This is a genomic window from Streptomyces sp. NPDC127068 (assembly GCF_042724695.1).
Classification (GTDB): Bacteria; Actinomycetota; Actinomycetes; order Streptomycetales; family Streptomycetaceae; genus Streptomyces.
The window spans coordinates 14,607-38,514 of record NZ_JBHXEN010000033.1 but is presented as its reverse complement, the minus strand read 5'-3'; the positions used below and the strand labels follow the sequence as shown (position 1 = coordinate 38,514).

Annotated in this window: 23 protein-coding genes; 9 read left to right on the top strand and 14 right to left on the bottom strand. The window is 72.8% G+C overall.

Annotated features, from left to right (window positions below; all coding sequences use genetic code 11):
• The first annotated feature begins 713 nt into the window (after positions 1-713).
• Positions 714-2,402 carry a BCCT family transporter gene (locus ACFWIA_RS21295; protein ID WP_387007396.1) on the top strand — a complete coding sequence of 563 codons (1,689 nt, stop codon included), beginning with the start codon at positions 714-716 and terminating at the stop codon, positions 2,400-2,402.
• Positions 2,403-2,420: 18 nt separating this feature from the next.
• Here ACFWIA_RS21295 and ACFWIA_RS21290 read toward each other — a convergent pair whose 3' ends face one another.
• The 9 genes from ACFWIA_RS21290 to ACFWIA_RS21250 form a co-directional block, all read right to left on the bottom strand.
• Positions 2,421-2,921 (bottom strand): methylated-DNA--[protein]-cysteine S-methyltransferase, encoded by a 501-nt coding sequence (locus tag ACFWIA_RS21290; RefSeq protein WP_387007394.1) that lies wholly within the window; start codon positions 2,919-2,921, stop codon positions 2,421-2,423.
• A 47-nt stretch (positions 2,922-2,968) separates the two neighbouring features.
• Complete coding sequence (locus ACFWIA_RS21285; protein ID WP_387007392.1) at positions 2,969-4,459, bottom strand: AlkA N-terminal domain-containing protein; 1,491 nt, start codon at positions 4,457-4,459, stop codon at positions 2,969-2,971.
• Between the two features lie 85 nt (positions 4,460-4,544).
• Entirely contained in the window at positions 4,545-5,840 is a 1,296-nt protein-coding gene (locus ACFWIA_RS21280; protein ID WP_387007390.1) for an MFS transporter, read from the bottom strand.
• A gap of 56 nt (positions 5,841-5,896) precedes the next feature.
• The gene (locus ACFWIA_RS21275; RefSeq protein WP_387007388.1) at positions 5,897-6,409 is read right to left on the bottom strand and encodes a hypothetical protein; all 513 of its coding nucleotides are present in this window, start codon (positions 6,407-6,409) and stop codon (positions 5,897-5,899) included.
• Positions 6,406-7,665: a hypothetical protein gene (locus tag ACFWIA_RS21270; RefSeq protein ID WP_387007386.1), complete on the bottom strand. Its 1,260-nt coding sequence runs from the start codon at positions 7,663-7,665 to the stop codon at positions 6,406-6,408. Before ACFWIA_RS21270 ends, ACFWIA_RS21275 begins: the two co-directional genes overlap by 4 nt.
• A gap of 137 nt (positions 7,666-7,802) precedes the next feature.
• A complete protein-coding gene (locus ACFWIA_RS21265) occupies positions 7,803-7,958 on the bottom strand; it encodes a hypothetical protein (RefSeq protein ID WP_385490954.1) in 156 nt (51 codons plus the stop codon).
• 193 nt (positions 7,959-8,151) lie between these two features.
• Positions 8,152-9,573 carry a phytoene desaturase family protein gene (locus tag ACFWIA_RS21260; RefSeq protein ID WP_387007384.1) on the bottom strand — a complete coding sequence of 474 codons (1,422 nt, stop codon included), beginning with the start codon at positions 9,571-9,573 and terminating at the stop codon, positions 8,152-8,154.
• 71 nt (positions 9,574-9,644) lie between these two features.
• A complete protein-coding gene (locus ACFWIA_RS21255; RefSeq protein WP_387007382.1) occupies positions 9,645-10,472 on the bottom strand; it encodes an inositol monophosphatase family protein in 828 nt (275 codons plus the stop codon).
• Positions 10,473-10,628: 156 nt separating this feature from the next.
• Positions 10,629-11,318 (bottom strand): DUF4232 domain-containing protein, encoded by a 690-nt coding sequence (locus ACFWIA_RS21250; RefSeq protein ID WP_387007380.1) that lies wholly within the window; start codon positions 11,316-11,318, stop codon positions 10,629-10,631.
• A gap of 150 nt (positions 11,319-11,468) precedes the next feature.
• Here ACFWIA_RS21250 and ACFWIA_RS21245 point away from each other — a divergent pair, with 150 nt between their 5' ends.
• Positions 11,469-12,005, top strand: coding sequence for a hypothetical protein (locus ACFWIA_RS21245; RefSeq protein WP_387007379.1), 537 nt, complete (start codon positions 11,469-11,471; stop codon positions 12,003-12,005).
• A gap of 15 nt (positions 12,006-12,020) precedes the next feature.
• Here ACFWIA_RS21245 and ACFWIA_RS21240 read toward each other — a convergent pair whose 3' ends face one another.
• Positions 12,021-12,908 carry an IclR family transcriptional regulator gene (locus tag ACFWIA_RS21240; protein ID WP_387007377.1) on the bottom strand — a complete coding sequence of 296 codons (888 nt, stop codon included), beginning with the start codon at positions 12,906-12,908 and terminating at the stop codon, positions 12,021-12,023.
• Positions 12,909-13,111: 203 nt separating this feature from the next.
• On the opposite strand from ACFWIA_RS21240, the gene ACFWIA_RS21235 reads away from it, so the two are divergent.
• From ACFWIA_RS21235 to ACFWIA_RS21205, 7 genes are all read left to right on the top strand, one after another.
• Complete coding sequence (locus tag ACFWIA_RS21235; RefSeq protein WP_387007375.1) at positions 13,112-13,219, top strand: putative leader peptide; 108 nt, start codon at positions 13,112-13,114, stop codon at positions 13,217-13,219.
• Between the two features lie 333 nt (positions 13,220-13,552).
• Positions 13,553-14,572, top strand: coding sequence for an ABC transporter substrate-binding protein (locus ACFWIA_RS21230; protein ID WP_387007373.1), 1,020 nt, complete (start codon positions 13,553-13,555; stop codon positions 14,570-14,572).
• Positions 14,569-15,579, top strand: coding sequence for an ABC transporter substrate-binding protein (locus ACFWIA_RS21225; RefSeq protein WP_387007371.1), 1,011 nt, complete (start codon positions 14,569-14,571; stop codon positions 15,577-15,579). Before ACFWIA_RS21230 ends, ACFWIA_RS21225 begins: the two co-directional genes overlap by 4 nt.
• Entirely contained in the window at positions 15,576-16,406 is an 831-nt protein-coding gene (locus ACFWIA_RS21220) for an ABC transporter permease (protein ID WP_387007369.1), read from the top strand. The genes ACFWIA_RS21225 and ACFWIA_RS21220 overlap by 4 nt, the downstream gene beginning before the upstream one ends.
• On the top strand, positions 16,403-17,170 hold the full coding sequence (locus tag ACFWIA_RS21215; protein WP_387007367.1) for an ABC transporter ATP-binding protein: 768 nt from the start codon (positions 16,403-16,405) through the stop codon (positions 17,168-17,170). Before ACFWIA_RS21220 ends, ACFWIA_RS21215 begins: the two co-directional genes overlap by 4 nt.
• On the top strand, positions 17,167-18,033 hold the full coding sequence (locus ACFWIA_RS21210; protein WP_387007365.1) for an ABC transporter substrate-binding protein: 867 nt from the start codon (positions 17,167-17,169) through the stop codon (positions 18,031-18,033). The genes ACFWIA_RS21215 and ACFWIA_RS21210 overlap by 4 nt, the downstream gene beginning before the upstream one ends.
• Positions 18,034-18,036: 3 nt before the next feature.
• A complete protein-coding gene (locus ACFWIA_RS21205) occupies positions 18,037-19,107 on the top strand; it encodes an LLM class flavin-dependent oxidoreductase (protein WP_387007364.1) in 1,071 nt (356 codons plus the stop codon).
• A gap of 17 nt (positions 19,108-19,124) precedes the next feature.
• Here the strand turns inward: ACFWIA_RS21205 and ACFWIA_RS21200 are convergent, their stop codons facing one another.
• From ACFWIA_RS21200 to ACFWIA_RS21185, 4 genes are read right to left on the bottom strand one after another with little or no spacing between them, the layout of a single operon-like run.
• Entirely contained in the window at positions 19,125-20,126 is a 1,002-nt protein-coding gene (locus ACFWIA_RS21200) for a TIGR03842 family LLM class F420-dependent oxidoreductase (RefSeq protein ID WP_387007362.1), read from the bottom strand.
• Positions 20,127-20,153: 27 nt separating this feature from the next.
• Positions 20,154-21,554 (bottom strand): dihydropyrimidinase, encoded by a 1,401-nt coding sequence (gene hydA, locus ACFWIA_RS21195; protein WP_387007360.1) that lies wholly within the window; start codon positions 21,552-21,554, stop codon positions 20,154-20,156.
• A gap of 13 nt (positions 21,555-21,567) precedes the next feature.
• Complete coding sequence (locus ACFWIA_RS21190) at positions 21,568-22,851, bottom strand: aspartate aminotransferase family protein (protein WP_387007359.1); 1,284 nt, start codon at positions 22,849-22,851, stop codon at positions 21,568-21,570.
• Entirely contained in the window at positions 22,848-23,690 is an 843-nt protein-coding gene (locus ACFWIA_RS21185; RefSeq protein WP_387007357.1) for a nitrilase-related carbon-nitrogen hydrolase, read from the bottom strand. Before ACFWIA_RS21185 ends, ACFWIA_RS21190 begins: the two co-directional genes overlap by 4 nt.
• Positions 23,691-23,908: the final 218 nt, after the last annotated feature.

The window sequence follows — 23,908 nt, the reverse complement described above, 5'->3', positions numbered from 1 at the left end:
TTTTTTATGTGGTGGGCCCCCGGGCACCTCTGCACGGGGGAGCCACACCCGTTTTCGCGTGCCCGGTCCGGTGCGGGTCGCGACGGGGCCCCCTCGGCCGAACCCTTCCCTGCGGGTCCGTGGGGGTTGCCCGCGCCGTTCCCCGCGCCCCTGACGGGGCCCACCGGCCGGGCCTTCCTGCGGGTCCGTGGGGGTTGCTCGCGCAGTTCCTCGCGCCCCTGATGGGGCCCACCGGCCCGGCCTTCCCTGCGGGACAGTGAGGGTTGCTCGCGCAGTTCCTCGCGCCCCTGATGGGGCGCCACCGGCCCGGCCTTCCCTGCGGGACAGTGAGGGTTGCTCGCGCAGTTCCTCGCGCCCCTGATGGGGCGCCACCGGTCGGGCCTTCCCTGCGCGGGTGGGGCCGCGTCTCCGGGGAGGGGCTGCGGGCCCGATAAGGGGCGCGGGGAACTGCGCGAAACCACAGCGCACGCCGGCCGAGCCTCGCACCCGCACAGGAACGCACCCTCAAGGGGCGCGGGGAACTGCGCAACACGCCAGCGCACGCCGGCCGGGCAGCGCACCCGCACGGGAACGCACCCCGAAGGGGCGCGGGGAACTGCGCAGCGCACCAGGAGCGGAACGCCCCCGAAGGGGGCGCGGGGAACTGCGCGGGCGACCACCATCGCGGCGCGGCTCACGAGCTACAGGGACGATTCCCACCATAGTGGGGCACGATGAGCGTAGAGACACAGGCCCCCGCCCCACCGGACGACGAGAACACCGCACCCGACGCCGTAGTGGTCGGAGTAGGAGTGCTCGTCGTCCTCGGCGTCGTCGGCTGGGCCGCGATCGGCAAGCACTCCTTCGACACCGTTTCGCGCACCGCACTGGACTGGGTCCTCGCCAACTTCGCCTGGCTGTTCGTGATCGCCGCGGACGTCTTCCTCGTGCTGTGCGTGGTGCTCGCCCTCTCCCGGTTCGGGCGCGTCAAACTGGGGGCCGACGACAGCGAACCCGAGTTCACCAGCCTGGCGTGGATCGCGATGATGTTCAGCGCGGGCATGGGCATCGGGCTGATGTTCTACGGCGTGGGGGAACCGCTCACCCACTACCTCAACCCGCCGCCGGCCAGCGGGGTGGAACCGCGGACGGGGGCGGCGGCACGGGTCGCGCTGGAGTACTCGTTCTTCCACTGGACGCTGACGCCCTGGGCCATCTACGGGATCGCCGGCCTCGCCCTCGCCTACGCGGGCTTCCGCAAGGGCCGCGGCAACCGCCTCAGTTCGGTGTTCGTGCCGTTGCTCGGCGAGCGCCGGGCGGACGGCTGGCCGGGCCGGGTGATCGACCTGCTCGCGGTGTTCGCGACGGTGTTCGGCACGGCGACGAGCCTCGGCGTCGGCACGCTCCAAGTCGCGACGGGCCTCGGGCTGACCGCGGGGATCAAGGACTCGACGACCCTGCAACTGCTCATCGTGGTGGTGCTGTCGGCGGCATTCGTGATCTCGGCGTTCTCGGGGCTCCACAAGGGAGTGAAGTGGCTGAGCACCCTCAACATCGTGCTCGCCGCCTGTCTGATGGTCTTCGTCTTCCTGTTCGGGCCGACGGTCTACATCCTGGACGCCATCCCCGCGAGCCTCGGCGGCTACCTGCACGAGCTGCTGCCCATGGCGACCCGCACCGGTGCCTTCACGGACAGTGCGTGGCTGGGTGCCTGGACCATCTTCTACTGGGCGTGGTGGCTGTCCTGGGCGCCCTTCGTGGGGACGTTCATCGCCCGGATCTCGCACGGCCGCACGATCCGTGAGTTCCTGGTGGGGGTGCTGCTGGTGCCCAGCGGGGCCACCGTCATCTGGTTCTGCGTCATGGGCGGGACGGGCATCCGGCTGGACGAGACCGGCCGGGTCGACATGGCGGCGAAGGTCGAGGAGGGCGCGGAGGCGTCGCTGTTCGCGATGCTCGAAGCGCTGCCGCTCGGTTCGATCACCGCCTGGGTGGCGATGCTGCTGGTCATGACGTACTTCGTCACCAGCGCGGATTCCGCCTCGCTGGTGATGGGGTCGCTGACCAGCCGGGGAACGCTGCACCCGCGGACCTGGCTGGTCGTGACGTGGGGGGTGCTGATGGCCGCGGTGGCGGCGGTGCTGCTCGTCGCCGGCGGACTCGAATCGCTCCAGACCGCGACCATCCTGGTGGCGGTGCCGTTCGTGGTGGTGATGCTGGTGCTGTGCTGGGCCCTGGTGACGGAACTGCGGACGGACCCGGGGGCCGGGTTCCCCCGACAACAGCGGTTGCACGGCTTGCGGGACGCGGTGCGGGCGATGGTCGGGGAGGCGATCTCCGAGGCGGGGCCCGAACGGCACCGGCGGTTGCGGCGGCTGGCCCGCCGGGACCCGGGGCCGGACGAGCCCGGTCCGGACGCCTGAGCCCCGCGGGTCGCTCCGTCAGAACAGGGCGGCCGTGCCCGTGCCCCGTTCGAAGTCGAGCAGGCGCTGCTTGCGGGGCAGGCCGCCGCCGTAGCCGGTGAGGTTGCCGTTCGCCCCGATGACCCGGTGGCAGGGGACGATCACGCTGATCGGGTTCTTGCCGTTGGCGAGGCCCACCGCGCGCGACGCCGAGGGATTGCCGAGCGCCTCGGCCAACTCCCCGTAGGTGCGGGTCTCGCCGTACGGGATCGTGAGGAGTCGTGCCCAGACGGACCGCTGGAAGGGCGTGCCGTCGAGTCGTAGGGGCAGGTCGAACTCGGTCAGGTCGGCCGCGAAGTACGCGTCGAGTTGGCGGGTCGCCTCGGCGAAGGGTCCGGGGTCGCGGTCGCCGAAGGACTCCTGGGGCGGGCGGTGCCGCTGGTCGGTCATGTACACCCCGCTGAGGACGCCTCCGGTGGCGACCAGGGTCAGCGTGCCGTACGGGCTGTCGATGTGGCTGTGGTGCTTGGTGGCGCTCATGGCCGGTGCTCCTGGTCGTGGCGGGTGCGGCGGTACGGAACGGGCCGTCACCCGGGGAGGACGTTGATCGGGTGGTCGTCGGTCGCCCAGAGGTACTGCACCGCGTACGCGCGCCAGGGGCGCCAGGCGGCGGCCCGGGAGGTGAGGGCGGCGGGGGTGGACGGCAGGCCGAGTCCTGCGGCGGCCCGGCGCACCCCCAGGTCGGTGGCGAGGAAGGCGTCGGGGTCGCCCAGCGCCCGCATGGCGATGACCTCGACGGTCCACGGCCCGAAGCCGGGCAGCGCGCCGAGCTGGGTGCGTGCCTTCGCCCAGTCGGACTCGGCGCCCAGGCGCAGCGAACCCCCGGCCAGCCGCGCGACGAGGGTCGTCAGGGTCGCCCGCCGGCTGCGCGGCAGGGCCAACGCCTCGGGGTCCAGGGCGGCCAGCGCCTCGGGGGTGGGGAAGAGGTGGGTGAGTCCGCCCGCGGGGTCCTCGATCGGTTCGCCGTGCGCGAGGACCAGCCGGGCCGCGTGGGTCCGGGCCGCCGCCGTCGAGACCTGCTGGCCGAGCACCGCCCGGACGGCGAACTCGACCTCGTCCACGGTCCTCGGCACCCTACGGCCGGGGGCCCGGTCGACCAAGGGCGCGAGCAGCGGATCGGTGCGGAGTTGGGCGTCCACGGCGACCGGGTCGGCGTCGAGGTCCAGCAGTCGGCGGCAGCGGCTGATGGCGACGGTGAGGTCCCGCGGGTCGGTGAGGGTCAGTCGGCAGCCGATGTGGTCCGGGTTCGGGGTGAGGGCGACCGTGCCGTGCCCGTAGGGCAGTCGCAGGGTGCGGCGGTAGGCGCCCTCGTGCCACTCCTCCACCCCGGGCACCGCCGTCGCCGCCAGGTGGCCGAAGAGGTTGTCGGGGGTGAGGGGTGCCCGGAACGGCAACCGCAGGGACAGCGTGCCGGGCGCTCCGGTGACGGCCGGGCCGCGGCGTCCGGCCGCCTTGGCCCGCAGTTCGCTCGGCGCCAGCGCGAAGACCTCGCGGACGGTGTCGTTGAAGGTGCGGATGGAGGCGAAACCCGCGGCGAAGGCGATCTCGGCCATGGGCAGCGCGGTCGTCTCGATCAGCAGCCGGGCGGTCTGGGCCCGCTGCGCCCGGGCGAGGGCGAGGGGCCCCGCGCCCAGTTCGGCCAGGAGCTGGCGCTCGACCTGGCGGGTGCTGTAGCCGAGGTGCGCGGCGAGTCCCGGTACGCCCTCGCGGTCCACCAGGCCGTCGGCGATCAGCCGCATGGCCCGCGCGACGAGGTCCGCCCGCTGGTTCCACTCGGGTGATCCGGGGCTGGTGTCGGGACGGCACCGCTTGCACGCCCGGAAGCCCTCCTGTTGGCAGGCCGCCGCACTCGGGTAGAACACCATGTTTTCCGGCTTGGGCGGCACCACGGGGCAGCTCGGGCGGCAGTAGATCCGGGTGGTGAGCACGGCCGTGTAGAACCAGCCGTCGAAGCGGCCGTCCTTGGACTGGACCGCTCTCACGCACCGCTCGGTGTCGGCGTGCATCGCGCTGTGCATGCCTCCAGCATCCGGGAGGCGCACCCACGGCGGCTAGCGAGAATTCGACATGGACGTTGCGCGGGGTGCCCGCCCCGGGGTGGGCCTATCCGTCGCCGCTCACCCGTCTGCCGGGCAGACCGCCGCGGACCGCGAGGTACAGGGTGAACAGGAGCGCCAGCACCGCTCCGGCCCCGGTGAGCAGGCCGAAGCCGCCGGCGGCGACCAGGGCCCCGGAGGCCAGTCCGCCGGAGGCACCGGCGATCAGCACCCCGACGTCCATGAGGCCCTGGTAGGCGGCCCGGCGTTCGGGCGGGGCGGCGTCGGTGACCATCGTCGTTCCACTGACGAAGCCGAGGTTCCAGCCGATGCCGAGCAGGACCAGGGCGAGCGCCAGGACCGGCGCCGAACCCGGCGGGGCGGCGTGAGCGAGGAGTGCGGCCCCGCACAGCACGACGGCGCCGAGGGCCGCGGTGGGGGTCCGGCCGGTCCGGTCGACCAGGTACCCGGAGAGCGGCGAGGAGAGGTACATCGCCCCCATGTGCAGTCCGATGACGAGCCCCGCGGTGCCGGTGGCGTGACCGTGGTCGGCCATGTGGACGGGGGTCATCGTCATGATCGCGATCATCACGACCTGGCTGAGCACCATCACCGCCGCTCCGGCCGCCATCCGCCGCAGGTCCTCGCGCGGGAGCGCCCCGAGCATCGTCCGGCCGCCGCGGGGCCCGGTGGTGGTGTCCGGGGTCGGGCCGCCGGCCGCCGCACGGGCCAGGAGCAGTGGATCGGGGCGCAGCAGGGCCCAGAGCACCAGCGCGGCGGCCAGGAAGGCGACGAACGCCAGCAGGAAGGGTCCGGAGAGGCGTGGCAGGTCCCAGGAGCGGGCGAGGTCTCCCGTCACTCCGACGAGTCCCGGGCCGGCGATCGCCCCGGCGGCGGTGGCGAACAGTACGGTGCTGACCGCACGGCCGCGCCGGGCCGGCGCGGCGAGGTCGGCGCCCGCGTACCGGGCGAGCATGACCGAGGCGGTGCCGGCTCCGTAGACGAGCAGTCCCAGGAAGAGCAGCGGCACGCTGTCCCAGGCGGTGGCGGCGACCACGACGAGGCTCCCGAGGGCGCCTATGCCGTAGCCGAGGGTGAGGCCGGGCCGTCTGCCCCAGCGCTGACAGGCCCGGCCGATCCCCGCGGCCCCCACTGCCGCGCCTATGGTGAACAGCGCGCTCGGCACCCCGGCGAGGCCGGTGGAGCCGAGCATCTCCTCGGCGAGCAGTGCGCCGACGGTGATTCCGGCCGCGAGGGCCGCGCCGTTCAGGATCTGGGTGGTCACCAGGACCGCGAGGACCCGCCGTTGCGCGGGGTGCTCGTCGTGGTCCGTGGTGACGTTCGCTGTGGTGGGGGACGCCACTGGCTCGCTCCTCGTCCGGTGCGGGAGGGCGGTGGGCGCGCCCCGGTCCTGATCGGCTACGCGGCGCGCGCCGAGCGCAACGCGGCGATGTCGGTCAGCGACAGGTCCATGCGGTCACGGAGGAAGCGGACGATGGTCCAGTGGGCGACGGCCTCCTCCTCGAAGGGGCCGAACTCCGCGCAGTACAGCGGGATCCAGCGGAGCGCTTCCTCGATGGTCCGCTCGCGCCCGGGTTCCTCGGCGTACTCCTCGTAGCCGATGCTGCGGTGGTCGATGAAGACCCGGCCCGGTAGACGCTCCTCGCACAGCGCCCGGTACTCCCGGGTCTGGAGGATGAGGTAGTGCCATATCTCGTCGATGTGCTGTTCCACGGGCAGGAAGAGACCGGCGAGTTCCGAGCGGTAGCGGGAAACGAGGAACAGGTACCGCAGGCATTCGGTGACCTGCCGTTCGACGTCCTGCCGGGTCGCTCCCGTTTCCTTCACGAAATAGGTGACGACTTCTTTGTGCAGGGGCTCGCCGAGCAGGCTTATGAGATTGGATTCCGTGATGCGCTGCTGCGTCTTCATCGTTCTCCAGTACGGGTGAGGGGTTCCGTCACCAGCCAGGCGTACTTTCCCGAGGGGCCCACCGGAATGTGGGTGCGGTGCACGGCGTTGCAGCGCATTCCGGTCAGGTCTCCTATGAGTTTTTCCAGCGCCGACGTTTCGGACGGTTCGAGGGGGGCGTCGTCGAACGTGGTGAAGAGGAGTTGTGTGCCTTCCGGTCCCTTGGTGCGCAACTGGTAGAGGAAGACACGGGATGACGCAGCGGCCACGCATTCGTCCAGGTCGCCTTGGGCCACCAGACCGGTCGGGGAATGCAGGAGCTCCTTTTCCCGGCCGCAGATGCGGACGACCTTCGCCGGGTCCGGGGTCCCGTCGAGGGTGCGCACGCAGTCGCCCGAGCGGTAGCGGACCAGCGGCATGTACGGATTGCGCACGCTCGTGACGATGAGGCTGAACAGGGTGCTCCCGGGGGCGACCGGGAGCAGTTCGAGGCTCATCCGGTCGAGGTACGGGTGGTACCGCCCGGCCTGGTCGCTGTAGTAGAGGTAGCCGAGTTCGGTGCTGCCGAAGAGGTCGATCACCGGGCGTCCGAGGCGGCCTTCGAGGAAGCGCCGGACGTTCAGCGGGGTGTACTCGTAGGCCGTGATCACGGTTTCCGGCCGGGGGAACGCGTCCATGAGGTCCCACCGGGCGGCTTTGCGCACCAGGTGGGCGAGGTGGTAGCCGGAGCAGTCCAGGTGGTACCAGCCCTCGGGGTGGGTGCTGCGCTCGTCCTGGATCTCGCCGACCATGCGCTCGACGTCGGCGCGCTCCCACAGGTCGGGGTCGAGCCGCTGGTTCAGGTAGACCGTGCGGTCGTCGAGGCGGCGGTCGTCGAGGCCGGGCGCGGGATCGGGTGGCGTGCCGCGCTTCCTGGCGTTGACCCGGGCCACGTGTTCCGTGGCGAGCACGGTCGTCAGGGACACCCGACGGCAACCCTCGCGCCAGGTCCTGGCGAGGTCGGGGTGGTCGCTCCACAGCCGGTAGTAGCTCTTGAGCAGGAAGTACGGCGGCCGGATGAGCTGCATGCGGGCGTGGTTGGTGCCCGTCGACAGGACGAACTCGGCTTCGCCGCGGTCCAGTGCGGTGGCCAGCCGGGGGGTCATCCAGTTCTCCGGGAACCCCTGGGCTATTTCTGGTTTCTCCAGAACGGGGAAGTGGCCTCGCGCAAAGGATTCCTGATAGATCGGAATGTCCCTGATGCAGTCGATCACCTCAGGGGCGAGCTGGCTGTCCATGTTCACCTTCGTGGGGTGCGGAACAGGGCAACAGAATGTGGCTGTCGAATGGGCGGTAGCCGAAGACACCCGGACGACGACCGGCTGCTGCCGCCCGGATGCTCGGTGTTCAGGTCAGCGCCCGAAGCGGATCGACTTCAGGAAATACAGCCCGTCTTGGGCGCCGCGCTGATGCAGCCGCTCTTCGGCGTGGCGCTGATGCAACCGGTCTTGTCACCGGCCGTCGCGGAGTTGAGTGCGTTCCACGCCTGCCAGTTGTCGTCCTGGGCCATCTTCTTGATGAGCTGTTCCATATTCGACCTCCCGTGAGGGGGCGGGCACGGCCATGGAGCCGCGCTTTCGATGACTGGAAGCTAGAAGTCCGCGGCTATGCGTGTCAATGGAAACAAGAATGAGAAAACACTCATGGTCATCCGGCCCGAGAAGGGGAATGTGACCTGCCCCGGCAGCTTTCGGCCAGCACCGTCGGCCGGGGCGGGCACGGGCTCATCCGGTCGCGTTCAGTCGCCGCCAGACGGCCTTGGCGGCGTTGTGTCCGGACATGCCGTGCACGCCCGGCCCGGGCGGGGTCGCGGACGAGCAGAGGAACACGGCGGGGTGGGGGGTGCGGTACGGTCGCAGACCGGGCCGGGGGCGCAGCAGCAGTTGCAGCCCGTCGGCCGCGCCGCAGGCGATGTCCCCGCCGATGTAGTTGGCGTTGCGGGCGGCGAGTTGCGGCGGTCCCGCCGTGGCGCGGGCGAGGATCCGGTCACGGAACCCGGGGGCGAACCGCTCCAACTGCCGTTCGACGGCGTCGGTGAGGTCGCCGTCCCAGCCGCCGGGGACGTGGCCGTACGCCCAGAAGACGTGTTTGCCCTCGGGCGCCCGGCTCGGGTCGACGAGGGACGGCTGTGCGGTGATCAGGAAGGGCGCCTCGGGGGCGCGGCCCTCCCGGGACGCGGCGCGCAGGGCGGCACCGACCTCCGCGCTGCTCGCACCGATCTGGACGGTCCCGGCGCGGCGCGGCGCCTCGGCGGTCCACGGCACCGGTCCGTCCAGCGCGTAGTCGATCTTGAAGACGGAGGCGCCGTACCGGTAGCCGTCGTAGTGACGGCCGAGGCCGGCGATCCGGGCCAGGGCGAGCGGGGAGGTGTCGAAGACGTAGGCGCGGGCGGGCGGCAGGTCGTCCAGCCGCTTCACCTCGAAGTCGGTGTGGATCTGCCCGCCGAGGTCCTTCAGATAGGCCGCGAGGGCGTCCGAGATGCTCTGGGAGCCGCCCCGGGCGACCGGCCAGCCGCCGGTGTGCGCGGCGAGCGCGAAGACCAGGCCGACGGCACTGGTGGCGAGGCCCTCCAGCGGGGCGATGACATGGGCGACGAGCCCGGCGAACAGGGCCTTGGCCCGGTCGTCCTTGAAGCGCCGCATCAGCCAGGTGGAGGGCGGCAGTCCGGCGAGTCCGAACCGGGCCAGGGTGACCGGATCGCGGGGCAGTGCGGTCAGCGGCAGCGCCATGAAGTCCCGGAGGAGGGTGTCCCAGCGGGCTGCGAACGGGGTGACCAGACGCCGGTAGGCGCCGGCGTCCCGGGGGCCGAAGGAGGCGGCGGTCTCGGCGATGGAGCGGGACAGCACGGCCGCCGTGCCGTCGAGGAAGGGGTGGGCCATGGGCAGCGGCGGGTGCAGCCACTCCAGCCCGTACCGCGCCAGGGGCATCGCTCCGAAGGCCGGGGAGGCGATCCCCAGGGGGTGCACGGCCGAACAGGGGTCGTGCCGGAAGCCGGGGAGCGTCAACTCCTCGGTACGGGCACCGCCGCCCACCGTGTCCCGGGCCTCGAACACGGCTACGGAGTAGCCGCGCCGGGCCAGTTCGACGGCCGCGGTCAACCCGTTCGGCCCCGCACCCACGACGACCACGTCGAGCACCGACGGCATCTGGGGACTCCTTCGTCAGCCGATGGCCAGGGAGGACCAGGATAGGCCCGGCCGTGCGGGCCGGACGGTGCTCAGGCACCCGCCCGCAGCAACTCCAGGACCCGGGTGACGGTGGCGGCGTCACGAGCCGCCGTGAAGGGCAGGGCGTTGCCGCCGGCCAGCCGGAACGGGGTGCCGTCCAGCGTGGCGTGGCCGCCGCCGGCCTCCGCGACCAGCAGGAGGCCCGCCGCGTGGTCCCACGCGTTCTCCCAGGAGAACGCGACGGCGTCCAGCGCGCCCCGGGCGATCCGGAGGTACTCCAACCCCGCGGAGCCGCAGTCGCGCGAGGCCACGCCCTCGGTGTCCAGGCCGAGCAGGGCCCGCTTCTCCTCCGGGGTGGTGTAGTCGGGGTGCGACTTGGCGATCCGGAGGTCCGCGCCGGGCTCGGGGGCACCGGCGGTCAGTCGGGCGCCGTTGAGGTGGGCGCCGCCGCCGCGGACCGCGACCGCCAGCTCTCCGGCGATCGGCGCGTAGGTCCAGGAGGCGAGCAGTTCGCCGTGGTGCGCCAGGGCCACCAGGGTGCAGAAGCCGGGGTCGCCGTGGACGAACTGTTGGGTGCCGTCGACCGGGTCCACTATCCAGACCGGGGCGTCGCCCTGGAGCGCCTCGTACGTCGAGGGGTCTTCCGCGACGGCCTCCTCGCCGACCACCACGGAGCCCGGGAGCAGGGCGGTGAGCGCGGCCGTCAGGTGCTTCTCGGCGAGCCGGTCGGCGACCGTGACCAGATCGTGCGGGCCCGCCTTCTCCACGATCTCGTCGAGGGCGAGGCGGCGGAACCGGGGGACGATCTCCACCGCGGCGGCCTCGCGGACCGCGGCTTCCACCTGGGGCAGGTCATGGGCGAGGAATTCGTTGATCATGTGTCCATCGAAACACGCGCCGCTGACATTCCGTACCCCGTTTCCGCACGCTGGGTGGATGCCCGGTGAACTCCGGGTGCCCGGGCGACCGACGGTTTCCGGTCACGGCGGGGCGCCGGGGAGGGTGCGGGACCGCCGGGGCAGCGGATTCCGGGCTCAGCGGGGGCGCCACGGGGAGGTGCCGACCACGTTGCGCGGGCCCACGTCCAGGGGGTCGTCGGGGGTCACCACCACCTCGGGCGCGTCGGGCCTGGCCCGGATGCGCAGGGAGGGGACGTGCTCGGCGTTGGTGCGCCACATCACGTCGGCCACCGCGCTCTCGCCGCGCTTCAGCGTGAACGCGGTGGCGGGCGCGGCCGAGGGCGCCATGGGCACGACGTCCAGGTCGCCTACGACCCGGATGCCCGGGGGCTGCACGCCGTGCTCGTCGACCAGCCGGACGCGGGGGTGGCCGTCGAGCGCGTACGGCTCGGAGTCGCAGTTGGTGAGGGTCACCGACATGGCCCGCAGCCCCATGGCCGCGCCCGTGTGCTCGGCCCGCAGGCGGATGCCCGGGCTGTCGCAGGGGGCGCCGCCCGGTGCCCCGTCCGGCGCTGCGGAGACGTCGGCGGAGGCACCGGAGGTGGTGCCGGTACCGGGTGGCCGGCTCCCCGGGAGGGGCGCGAGGGTGCTGGGCGGAGCCTGCGATGCGACCCCGAACGCGGGCTTCGTGGGGCGTCCGCCCGGGTGGCGCTCCCGCTCCAGCTCCGCCGACAGCCCGCAGCCGGACAGTCCGGCCAATCCGGCCAGGGTCAGCAGGGTGACGGCCGGGCACCGGGGGGCGGGTCGCCCTCGTATCGCGCTCATCCGCCCGATCATGGCACGCGCCGTGTCTGGAACGTGTCACCGCACAGCGCGGTCGCCGGCACCGGGCCGCGGCCCGGGAGCAGCGGCCGGGCGGTGCGTCAACTCTCCCTGGCCGTAGATCCGTTCGACGCCACGCCTTACCCTTGCCGGGTGGATTGGTCCTCAGCCGTGCACGTCACCGCGCTGTACTCCCTGATCGCTTCCGGACTGTTCTGTGCCGTGCTGATCGGCGGGGCGGCGATCGCGCCGGACTCCCTGGAGCACGACTATCCCCCCGCGATCAGGGACCGCTTCCGTGCCGAGCACGGAGGGAAGTCCGTCCGCGGGGCCCGCACCTCCACGGCGATGGGTGTGCTGATCGCCCTGCTGCTGGGGACGACACCCGTGGTCGCACTCACCGGATTGCACCAGGAACAGGGCTCCGACCTGGGGTTCTGGCCGGGATTCGGCTTCGGCACCGCACTGTTCGCATGGATCAACCTGGTCGATCTGCTGATCGTCGACTGGTGGCTCTTCTGCACCCTGCGCCCCGCGTTCTTCACCCTCCCCGGGACCGGGGGCATGCCGGAGTACCGCGACAAGGCGTTCCACTGGCGGGTCCTGGTGCCCCTCCCCCTGCTGATGATCCCCGGCTACGGGGTGTTGGTGGGCCTGGGCACCCTCGCCGTCGAAGCGCTCACCGGCTGAGCCCGGCCCGTCCGCTCACGGCCCGGCGGCGGGGCGGCGCTCGACCGGCGGCAACAGCAGGACCTCCAGGGCGGCGGCGCAGGCCCGTGCCTGGTCGGCGAACCAGGGCAGCCGGTCATCGGTCAGCACGGCCGGGGTCGCCCGGAGCGCGAGGGCGAAGCGGGCGCGTTCGGTGTGGTCGAACACCGGCACGGCCACCGTGCGGATGCCGAGCGCCGACTCGCCGTCGTTGACGGCGTGGCCCCGCTCGCGCACCCGGGCGAGTTCGGTGCGCAGGGCGTCCGGGTCGACGATGGTGCGTTCCGTGAAGGCGGCCAGCCCGGGGAGCGCGCCGACCGGGTCGGGATCGTCGCCCGACCAGGCGAGCAGCACCTTGCCGAGCGCGGTGGAGTGCAGCGGTCGGCGCAGCCCGATGCCGGTGTCGTGGCGCACCGAACCGCCGACGAGGATCAGCGCGTGGACGCCGTCCCGCAGGGCGAGGTCGGCGGTGGCCCCGGTGCGCGCCGCGAGGTCGGCGAGTTCGGGGACCGTGAGGTGCAGTCCTCTTTGGTGGTACGAGAGTTGGCCGAGTTCGGTGACGGCGGGACCCAGCCGGTAGCGGGCGGTGTGGGCGTCCTGTTCGAGGAACCCGGCGGCCACCAGGGTCCGGGCCAGTCGGTGGGCCGTCGAGACCGACAGGGAGGTGCGGCGCGCGAGGTCCGATGCGCTCAGCGGGGTGCCGTTGTCGCGGAAACAGTGCAGGACGCCCAGGGCCCGGCTCACGGCCTGCGATCCGGTGGGGGCGGCCGGGTTCGTCGCGGCCGGACGTCGGGGCCCGCGGACGGGGTCCGACGGCGGCACGGTGGTCCCGGGCCGCCGGGGGGAGCGCGGGACGGTCGGGACGTCATCGATTGAGCTTCCCATGATGTGGCAGCCTTCCCTGACTTGCGCGTCGGGTCAACTCGCCCTGCCCGTGCGGTCGTCGTGCCCATCGGGCCGGCGACGCGTTCACGGGAGACGTCAACGAGACCGGACATCCCACATTGTGGGAAGCAACTTGTCCGTGGGGCAAAGCCCGTGGCAGAGTCTGCGCACCGACCCCGTCGCTCGTCGAGAGGAGTGCCACCATGACCGTCCGCCGGACCTCCCTCGCGCTGGCGCCCTCGGTCACGCCTGCACTCAGCAGCCGTCGCCACATCGACCTGGTCCGGGTCGCCAGTTCCGGCTGTCGCTGACCCCGGACGACGGCCGCGCGCCGTAACCCCGCCCCGTTCGTCCGCCCGTGACGCTCGCGCCCGCGACGTTCGTCCCCCTGGCGTTCGTCCCGTGCCGTTCGCCGAACCGGCGTGCGCACCGGGCCGGGTGGCAGTCGGCTGACCCGCGCCCCCTGATGCGCGCCCCGCCGGCCCCCGCCTCTCACTCCCCCGGCACCCGCAACCCCTCCGGACGCCCCGGCTCCCGGGTGCACATCCGTCGCCCCTGCCTGCAACCCCTCCCGCGCCTCCGCCGGCGATCCGTCCAGCGATCTCCGGGGTGGTCGCCCCCGTTCCTCCGGCCGAGAAGGGCCCATGACGCACTCCACGCCGCCCGCCACCCTGTGGTTCACCCGCTGCCCGGTGCCCACCGCCACCGGGATCGCCGCCGATCTCGGCTGGTTGGACGACGAGTTCTCCCCCGACGGGATCACCGTCTCCTCCCTCCAGACCGCGTCCGCCGCCACCGCCAGGGACCACCACTACACCCACGCGCTGGAGGGCCTGTTCCGCGAGGGCGGCAACGTCCCCGCCCTGTGGACCCGGTCGCACGGCGAACCCACCCGACTCATCGGCCTCACCTGGATCGAGGAACGCCAAGTCGTCCTGGTCGCGGCCGACTCCCCGGTGCACGAGGCCGGGGACCTGAAGGGCAGGCGCCTCGCCGTGCCCCGACATCCGCTGCCGATCGACTTCTGGCGGGCGATGGCGCTGCGCGGTTTCGAGGGTGCGCTGTCCGGCGCGGGGCTCACCCTCGCCGACGCCGTCCCGGTCGACGTGCCGGTGGACGCCGGGGCCGACCAGTGGGCCACCGAACTGGCCGCCCTGCGCGCCGGAACCGTCGACGCGGTGTACGCCAAGGGGGCCACCGCCGTCGAGGCCGCCGCACGGTACGGGGCACGGATCGCCGTCGAACTCGACGACCACCCCGACCGGCGCACCCGGGTCAACAACGGCACCCCGCGCCCGATCACCGTCCGGGAGAGCCTGTTGGAGGACCACCCCGAGCTGGTCGACCGCTTCCTCGCCGTCCTGGTCCGGGCCGCCGGCTGGGCCGCTGACCACCCCGATGCACTCTCCCGGGTGCTGAGTCGGGAGACCGGCGCCGGCGCCACCGGCGTGGCCGGCGCCTACCGCGCCCGGGGCCACGACGACCTGCGCATCGACCTGTCCGAGGACCGTCTCGACCTGCTCGCCCAGCAGGAACACGCCCTGCGGGCGCGGGGGTTCCTCGCCGCCCCCGTCGACGTACGGGACTGGGCGGCCCCCGAACCCCTCCGCCGGGCGACCGCCCGCACCCACCGACCCACCACCACCGCAGAGGACCACCAGTGAACCCCCTGAACCGCCGGGCCGTGCGCACCGCCGCCGCCCTCGCCGCCACCGCCGCCCTGCTCCCGCTCGCCGCCTGCGGTGCCGCCGAGGGCGACTCGGCGGGCGACGGGGACACCGTCGTCGTCCGCATCCCCGACCCGAAGAACTCGGGCGTCCTCGCCCTCGGCAAGAAGGACGGCAGCCTCGACAAGGCACTCGCGAAGGTCGGGGCCAGAGTCGAGTGGACCGGCAGCAGCGGCCCGTTCGCCCCCGCCGCGCAGGCCCTCAACGCCGGACAACTCGACGTGGCCACCGGGTCCATCACCTCCGGAGTCACCGCCCTCACCCAGAAACCCGGGTTCAAGCTCTTCAGCGCCACCACCCCGGACGGCTCCGGCGAGGGCATCCTGGTCCGCAAGGACTCCGGGATCAAGACCGTCAAGGACCTCGCCGGCCGGAAGGTCGCCGTCAACCAGGGCGGCACCGGCGAGTACCTGCTCCTCAAGGCGTTGGCCCGGCACGGCGTCCCGGCGCAGGACGTCGAACGCGTCTATCTGCGCCCCGACCAGACCGCCTCCGTCTACAAGACGGGCCAGGTCGACGCCTGGGCGTCCTGGGCCGCCTACTCCGTCGCGGAACTGGGCAGCGGCGACTCCCGCTTCGTCGCCGACGGGGCGGCAGTCGGCTCGGACAACTACAGCTTCCACGCCGTGCGCACCGGCTTCGCCGAACGGCACCCGGAGGTGGTGAAGGCCCTCTACGCGTACCTGCGCACCGGCAGCGCCGCCCAGAAGGCCGACCCGGAGAAGTACGTCAACGTCTTCACCGACCGCGGCCCGACCGCCGTGACCGGCGCGGCCAAGGAGCTGCAACTCCGCATTCTGCGCGAGGGCGGGACCGTCGAGCCGATCGGGGCCGAGGACATCGAGCGCTTCGAGTCCGTGGCCCGTTTCTACCTCGACCAGAAGGTGCTCAGGCAGCCGGTCGACATCAAGCCCCACGTGCTCGACGTCGAGGCCCTGGGATGAGCACCACGACCCCGCCGTCCGGCAAGCTGGTCGCCCCGCGGCCCCGACTGCCCCGCGAGCGACCGCGGGCCGTCTCCCTCACCGTGCGCGCCCTCGGCCCGCTGCTGCTGATCGGCGGCTGGTGGACCGCGTCCGCCACCGGGGTGCTCACCCCCGACGTGCTCGCCGGACCGCCCGACGTGGTGCGCGCGGTCGGCGAACTGTGGGGCAACGGCGAACTGCCCGACGCGCTCGCCGCCTCGCTGACCCGCTCCGGCACCGGACTGCTCCTGGGACTGGTCGCCGGCGTCGTCCTCGGAGTCGTCACCGGATTCAGCCGACCCGGCGACGAACTGCTCGACTCCTCCCTCCAGGCCATGCGCACGATCCCCTTCCTCGCCCTGGTCCCGCTGTTCATGGTCTGGTTCGGGATCACCGAGACGGCCAAGATCCTGCTGATCGCCTTCGCGACGACGTTCCCCATGTACGTCAGCACCGCCGGCGGGGTGCGGGGCGTCGACCGCAAACTCCTGGAGGCGATGCGGTCCTTCGGGATGGGCCGACTGGCCCTCGTCCGTGAGGTCGTGCTGCCCGGCGCGCTGCCGTCGCTGCTGTCCGGACTGCGGCTGTCCATGACCCTCAGCGTGATCGCCCTGGTCGCCGCCGAGGAGATCAACGCCACCGCGGGCATCGGCTACTTGATGGCCCAGGCCCAGGCGTACGCCCGTACCGACGTCCTCGCGGTGTGCATCCTCGTGTACGCCGTGCTCGGGCTCACCGCCGACGGCGTCGTCCGGTTGCTGGAGCGGTTCCTGATGCCGTGGCGCACGCTGGGGGCGGTCCGATGACCGACACCGCCGTCCGGGTCCGCGGACTGCGCCGGGTGTTCGGCGAACGGGCCGTGCTCGACGGACTCGACCTGGACATCGCCCGCGGGGAGTTCGTGGCCCTGCTCGGTGCCAGTGGCAGCGGCAAGACCACCCTGCTGCGCATCCTCGGCGCCCTCGACCGCTCCGACGGCGGACAGGTCCTGGTGCCCGAGGCGCGCACCATCGTCTTCCAGGAACCCCGGCTGGTCCCGTCCAAGAAGGTGCTCGCCAACACCGTCGTGGCCATGCCGCGGGGCGCCGCCACCCGGGAGACCGGGCTGCGGGCCCTGCGCGAGGTCGGACTCGCCTCCCACGCCGACGCCTGGCCCGGCACCCTCTCCGGCGGCGAGGCCCAGCGCGTCGCCCTCGCCCGCGCCCTGGTGCGCCAACCGGAACTCCTGCTGCTGGACGAACCGTTCGCCGCGCTCGACGCGTTGACCCGGCTGCGCATGCAGGACCTCGTGGGGGAGCTGTGCCGCCGGCACCGGCCGGCGGTGCTGCTGGTCACCCATGACGTCGACGAGGCGGTCCGGCTCGCGGACCGGGTCGCGGTGCTGCGCGACGGGCGCCTCGTCACCGATGCGCCGGTCGGCATCGACCACCCCCGGGACCCCGCGCACCCCGCGTTCGCGGCACTGCGCCGCCGACTCCTCGGCGACCTCGGGGTGCACCAGGACGCACCGTCCCCCCAACCCCAACCCCACAGCGAAGCACCCGCACCCACTGGAGCGAGCCTGTCATGACCGTCACCATCGGCGTCCACGCCAACAACCCGACCCTGACCTACCTCTCCCGGCTCGACCACGCCAAGCGGGCCCTCGCGCCCCTGGGCGAGACCGTCGTCTTCCACCACTACACCAACGGGGTCACCACGGGGGCCCTGCTGAGCGCCGGGACCTTCGACTTCGGCGGCACCGGCTCCACCCCGCCGATCAGCGCCCAGGCCGACGGCCACGACATCGTCTACACCGCCGTCTCCGCGCCCCGCCCCGAGCACGGCGCCCTGCTCGTCGCCGCCGACGGTCCGGTCCACGACCTCGCGGACCTGAAGGGCGGCACCGTCCACCTCGGCATCGGCTCCTGGCAGACGCATCTGCTCGCCAAGGCGCTGCACTCCGTCGGGCTCTCCTACGGCACGGACGTCACCCCCGCCGCCGCCGGAGCGGACAGTGCACGGCTCCTCGCCGACGGCACGATCACCGGCTGGATCACCCAGGGCGCCGACCTCGCCGCCGCACTGCGCAGCGGCCGGGCCAGGATCCTGCGGCGCTCCGGCGACGTGATCACCGACCGCTCCGTGTTCTTCGCCCGTCGCGACTTCGCCGAGCAGCGCCCCGAGGTCGTCGCCGCCCTGGTCACCGCGCTCCAGCAAGCCGACGACTGGGCCGCCGAGCACCCCCGTGAGGCGGCCCTGATCGCCGCCGAGGAGCTGGGCGGCACCGCCGAGGACTGGGAGACCGCCCTGACCGCCCTGCCCTGGCGCGTCGAGCCGGTCACCGGGGCGTTCCTCGCGGAGCAGCAGGAGGCCGCCGACATCCTGCACGGCGCCGGGTTCCTGTCCCGCCCGGTGACCACCGCGCACGCCGTAGCGCGTACGGCGGGCTGAGCCGTGGCCTCCGAGTTCCTCTGGTACGTCATCCCCCGGGAGGGGGCCTATCCCTGGGAGCCCGCGGGGCGTCGCCCCGTGGACCTGGGTTACCTCCAGCAACTCGCGGGGACGGTGGACCGCCTCGGGTACAGCGGCGCGTTGCTGGCCACCGACCTGTACGACGTGTGGCCGCTGGGCAGTGCGCTCGCCGCGTCGACCGGCCCCGGGTTCAAGCCGTTGCTGGCCGTGCACCCCGGGCTGATCGCCCCGACCCTGCTGGCCAAGATGGCGCTGACGTTCGACCACCTGTTCGGCGGTCGGCTGCGGTTCAACGTGGTCAACGGTTCCACCGCGTCCCTGCGGGAGTTCGGCCTCCACGTGGAGCACGACGAGCGCTACGCGCTGAGCGCCGAGTACTGGTCGATCGTGAAGCGGCTGACCGCGGGCGAGGTGTTCGACCACCGGGGGCAGTACTACGACCTGCGGGACGCGGGGGCGTCGCTGCGCGAGCTGCCCCCCGTCCAGGAACCGCACGTCCCGCTGTGGTTCGGCGGTTCGTCCGCGGCCGGCATCGAGATGGCCGCCAAGCACGTGGACGTGTACCTCACCTGGGCCGAGCCGCCGCACCTGCTGAAGGAGAAGCTGGACCGGGTACGGGAGCGGGCCGCGGCGCACGGGCGGGTGCTGCGGATCGGGCTGCGGGTCCATCTGATCGTCCGGGACACCGAGGACGCGGCGTGGGCGGCGGCCGACCGGCTGCTGGACGTCACCAGCGAGGCCACCTACGCCCGGCAGCTCGGGGTGAAGGCGACGGAGGACGGTGTCGGCTGGCAGCGCCAGTTCCGGCACGGCGGCCGGGTTCCGGCCCGCGCCCGCGACCTGGAGGAGCACCGCAACATCTGGCCGGGCATGAGCCTCTTCCGGCCGGGCCCCGGTACGGCGGTCGTGGGCTCCACGGCCCAGGTCGTGGAACGGCTCGCGGAGTACGAGTCCCTCGGCGTCGACACGTTCATCCTGTCGGGCAACCCCCTGCTGGAGGAGGCGTACCGGGTGGCGGAGACGGTCCTGCCGGCGCTGGGGGTGCGCGGCTGACGCCCGGGCCGGCGAGGTCAGCCGTTGACCGCCGGGATGATCCGCTGGCCGTAGGTGTCGATGACGTGTTCCCGGGCGTCGTGCATCGCGTAGACGGCGAACTGGTCCACGCCGAGGTCGCGCAGGGTGCGGAGCTTCGCGATGTGGGCCTCCGCGGGGCCCAGCAGGCAGAAGCGGTCGACGATCTCGTCCGGGACGAAGTCGGCGGACGGGTTCCCGGCCCGGCCGTGGTGCCCGTAGTCGTAGCCGTGGCGGGACTCGACGTACGAGGTCAGTTCCTCGGGGACCAGCGAGGAGTGTGCGCCGTAGCGGGCGACCAGGTCGGCGACGTGGTTGCCGACCATCCCGCCGAACCACCGGCACTGGTCGCGCGCGTGGGCGAGGTCGTCGCCCACGTAGGCCGGGGCCGCGACGCAGATGGTGATGGCGTCCGGGTCGCGTCCGGCGGTCGCGGCGGCCTCGCGGACCGACTTGACCATCCACTCGGTGAGGTAGGGGTCCGCGAGCTGGAGGATGAACCCGTCCGCCTTCCGGCCGGCCAGGGCCAGGGCCTTGGGGCCGTAGGCGGCCATCCAGACCGGCAGCTCGCCGTCGCGGATCCAGGGGATGCGGATCGGGTGGCCGTCGATCCGCGCCTCGCGTCCCTCGGCGAGGTCGCGGATGACGTCGATGGCCTCGCCGAGGCGGGCGAGGGTGTTGGGGGCCCGGCCGACCACCCGCATCGCGGAGTCCCCGCGGCCGATCCCGCACACCGTGCGGTTGCCGTACATGTCGTTGAGGGTGGCGAAGGTGGAGGCGGTCACCTCCCAGGTGCGGGTGGACGGGTTGGTGACCATCGGGCCCACGCGCAGTTGCTGCGTGTGGGCCAGGACGCGGCTGTGGATGACGAAGGGCTCCTGCCAGAGCACCGCCGAGTCGAAGGTCCAGCCGTAGCGGAAGCCGTTGCGCTCCGCGCGCTGCATGAGGCTGACGACCCGGGAGGCGGGCGGGTCGGTCTGGAGGACGAGGCCGAAGTCCACGGGGCGGCTCCTTGCTGCGTGCGGGGCTTACAGGTACTGGCAGGTGGCGCGGGGGACGAAGGTCCCGTGCCCGGCCCGGCCGGTGTACCGGCGCCGGTCGAGGACGAGGTGGCCGCGCGAGAGCACGGTGTCGACGCGCCCGGTGATCCGTCGGCCCTCGTACGCCGAGTAGTCCACGTTCATGTGGTGCGTCCCGGCGGAGACGATCTGCTCGGCGTGCGGGTCGTAGAGCACGATGTCGGCGTCCGAGCCCGGCGCGATCGTGCCCTTCTGGGGGTAGAGGCCGAACATCCGGGCCGGGCTCGCGCAGGCGATCTCGATCCAGCGGCGGCGGCTGAGGTGCCCGTCCAGCACGGCCTGGTGGAGCAGGTCCATCCGGTTCTCCACCCCCGGCAGCCCGTTGGGGATCTTGGAGAAGTCCCCGCGGCCCAGCTCCTTCTGGCCCCGGAAGCAGAACGGGCAGTGGTCGGTGGAGACCACTTGGAGGGCGTTGGTCCGCAGTCCCCGCCACAGCGCCGCCTGGTGCTCCGCGGGCCGCAGCGGGGTGGAGCAGACGTACTTGGCGCCCTGGAAGTGCGGCCGCGCCAGGTCGTCGGTGGACAGGAACAGGTACTGCGGGCAGGTCTCGCCGAAGACCGGCAGGTCCCGGGCCCGGGCGGCGGCCACTTCGGCCAGCGCCTCCTGCGCCGAGACGTGCACGACGTACAGCGGGGCGCCGGCGACCCGCGCGAGCTGGATCGCCCGATGGGTGGCCTCGGCCTCCAACAGCACCTTGCGGACCTCGCCGTGGTACCGGGGCTCGGTGTGCCCGCGGGCCAGGGCCTGTTCGACCAGGACGTCGATCGCGAGGCCGTTCTCCGCGTGCATCATGATCAGCCCGCCGTTGCCGGACGCCCGTTGCATGGCGCGCAGGATCTGCCCGTCGTCCGAGTAGAAGACCCCCGGGTACGCCATGAACAACTTGAACGAGCTGACCCCCTCCGCGACGAGTCGGTCCATCTCCCGCAGGGTGTGCGCGTTGACGTCCGAGACGATCAGGTGGAACGCGTAGTCGATCGCGCAGTTCCCGTCGGCCTTCGCGAACCAGGCGTCCAGGCCCGCCCGCAGCGACCGTCCGGGGGACTGCACCGCGAAGTCGATGATCGTCGTCGTCCCGCCCCAGGCGGCGGCCCGCGTCCCGGTCTCGAAGGTGTCGGAGGCGGCGGTGCCGCCGAACGGCAGTTCCATGTGGGTGTGGGCGTCGACGCCGCCCGGGATCACGTACCGGTCGCGGGCGTCGATGACCCGGTCGGCGGTCCAGGAGCGGGCGGTGTCCGTGCGGTGGCCGGCGAGCGCGGCGACCTGGCCGTTCTCGATCAGGACGTCCGCGTGAACCTCGTCGGTCGCGGTGACGACCAGTCCGCCCTGGATCAGGGTGCGGTGGCTCAAGGTGCGCTCCGTTTCAGCGGGCGTGCAGGGCGGCTTCCAGGATCGCGGCGCCCTCTTGGGCCTCGGCCACCGTCAGGGACAGCGGCGGCGCGATCCGCAGCACGCTGGTGGCGTGGCCGCCGCCCTTGCCGATCAGCAGGCCGCCTTCCCTGGCCGCTTCGAGGACCCTGGAGGTGGCGTCCGGGTCGGCCTCGTCGGTGCCCGGCCGGACCAGCTCCACCCCGATCATCAGCCCCCGCCCCCGCACCTCCCGGACCGCGGGCACCCGGCTGGCTGCGGCCCGCAGCCGTTCGATCAGCAGTCCGCCGACCCGGCGGGCGTTTCCCGGGAGGTCGTGGTCGAGGAGGTGGCCCAGGTTGGCGAGGCCCGCCGCCATGGTGACGGGCGAACCGCCGAAGGTGGAGATGGAGTGCGCGTCGAGACAGTTCATGACCTCCGCACGGGCGACGACACCGCCGATCGACATGCCGTTGCCGATGCCCTTGGCGAAGGTGAGCAGGTCCGGCGGGCCGTTGGCGCCGTGGGCCTGCCAGCCCCAGAAGTGGTCACCGGTGCGGCCCCAGCCCGTCTGCACCTCGTCGCTGATCCACAGGATGCCGTGCCGGTCCAGCACCTCGCGGAAGGCCGCGTACAGCCCGTCGGGGGGCGAGGTGAAGCCGCCGACGCCCTGCACGGGTTCGGCGATGAGCGCGGCGACGGACCCGGAGACCTGACCGAGCAGGTCCTCCAGGTCGGCGACGCACGCCGCGGTGAACTCGACGTCGGACAGGTGCGCGTACGGACCGCGGGTGCGGACGCCGCCGTGCACGTAGAGGGTCCGGAGGGGGGACAGGTCCGTCGGGGACCAGGCGCGGTTGCCCGTGACGCCGACCGTGCTGAACGAACGGCCGTGGTAGCCGTTGCGCATGGCCAGGACCTGGGGGGACCGCCGGTACGCGGTGGCCAGCAGCAGGGCCGTGTCGTTGGCCTCCGTGCCGGAGGTGGTGAAGAACACCCGTGCGTCGGGGATGCCGGAGAGCACCGCCACGCGTTCGGCGAGTTCGACCATCGGCCGGTCGAGGTACAGGGTCGACGAGTGCAGGAGCCGCCCGGCCTGTTCCACGACGGCCCGGGTGACCTCGGGCAGTGCGTGCGCGGTCATCGTGGTCAGGATGCCGCCGAAGAAGTCGAGGTACCGCGTGCCGTCGGCGTCCCAGACGTGCCGGCCCTCGCCCCGCACCAGCTCGATCGGCTGACGGTAGTAGAGGGCCAGCCAGTCCGGCAGGACGGCCCGGTGCCGGGCGAGCAGACCGCTCACGGCCGCACCAGCCCCCCGTACGCGTCGGGCCGGCGGTCCCGGTAGAACGCCCACTGCGTGCGGACCTCGTCGATGAGTCCGAAGTCGAGGTCCCGCACGAGCAGTTCCTCCGCGTCGTCCGCCGCGGGTTCGCCGACGAACTGACCGCGCGGATCGACGAAGTAGCTGGTCCCGTAGAAGTCGTTGGTGCCGTACTCCTCGCGGCCGACGCGGTTGATCGCGGCGACGAAGTACTCGTTGGCGACGGCCGCGGCGGGCTGTTCCAGCTGCCACAGGTAGGCCGACAGTCCGCGCGAGGTGGCGGACGGGTTGTACACGAGCTGCGCCCCGTTCAGCCCGAGTTCGCGCCAGCCCTCCGGGAAGTGCCGGTCGTAGCAGATGTACACGCCGATCCGACCGGCGGCCGTGTCGAAGACGGGCCAGCCCAGGTTGCCCGGCTTGAAGTAGTACTTCTCCCAGAACCCCTTGACCTGCGGGATGTGGTGCTTGCGGTACTTGCCGAGGTAGCTGCCGTCGGCGTCGATCACGGCGGCGGTGTTGTAGTAGAGGCCGGGCCCCTCGCTCTCGAAGACCGGGACGACGACCACCAGGCCCAGCTCGGCGGCGAGCGCCGTCATCCGGGTGACCGTGGGCCCGTCCGGCACCGGTTCCGCCCACCGGTAGTGCTCGGGCTCCTGGACCTGGCAGAAGTACGGAGCGTTGAAGACCTCCTGGAAGCCGATGACCTGCGCTCCCTGCCGGGCGGCGGCGCGGGCGTGCTCCTCGTGCTTGGCGATCATGGATTCGGTGTCGCCGGTCCAGGTGGCCTGGACGAGTGCGGCGCGGACGACGGCGGCCATGGGCTGCTCCTTCGACGGGACGTCAGAGAGCCTCTACGCCTGCGCATACGGGACGTAGGGGGACGAACGTAAGCCCGTCGATCGGGTGGAGCAAGGTCATCGCCGCGAACCGGCCGAGTCGCTCGCGATTCGCACCCGGGTGGGCGAGACCCCCGCGCCGCGACCCGGTACCTGTCCGGCCGCACCGCTGTGGTCGTACCGCCGTGGTCGTACCGGGC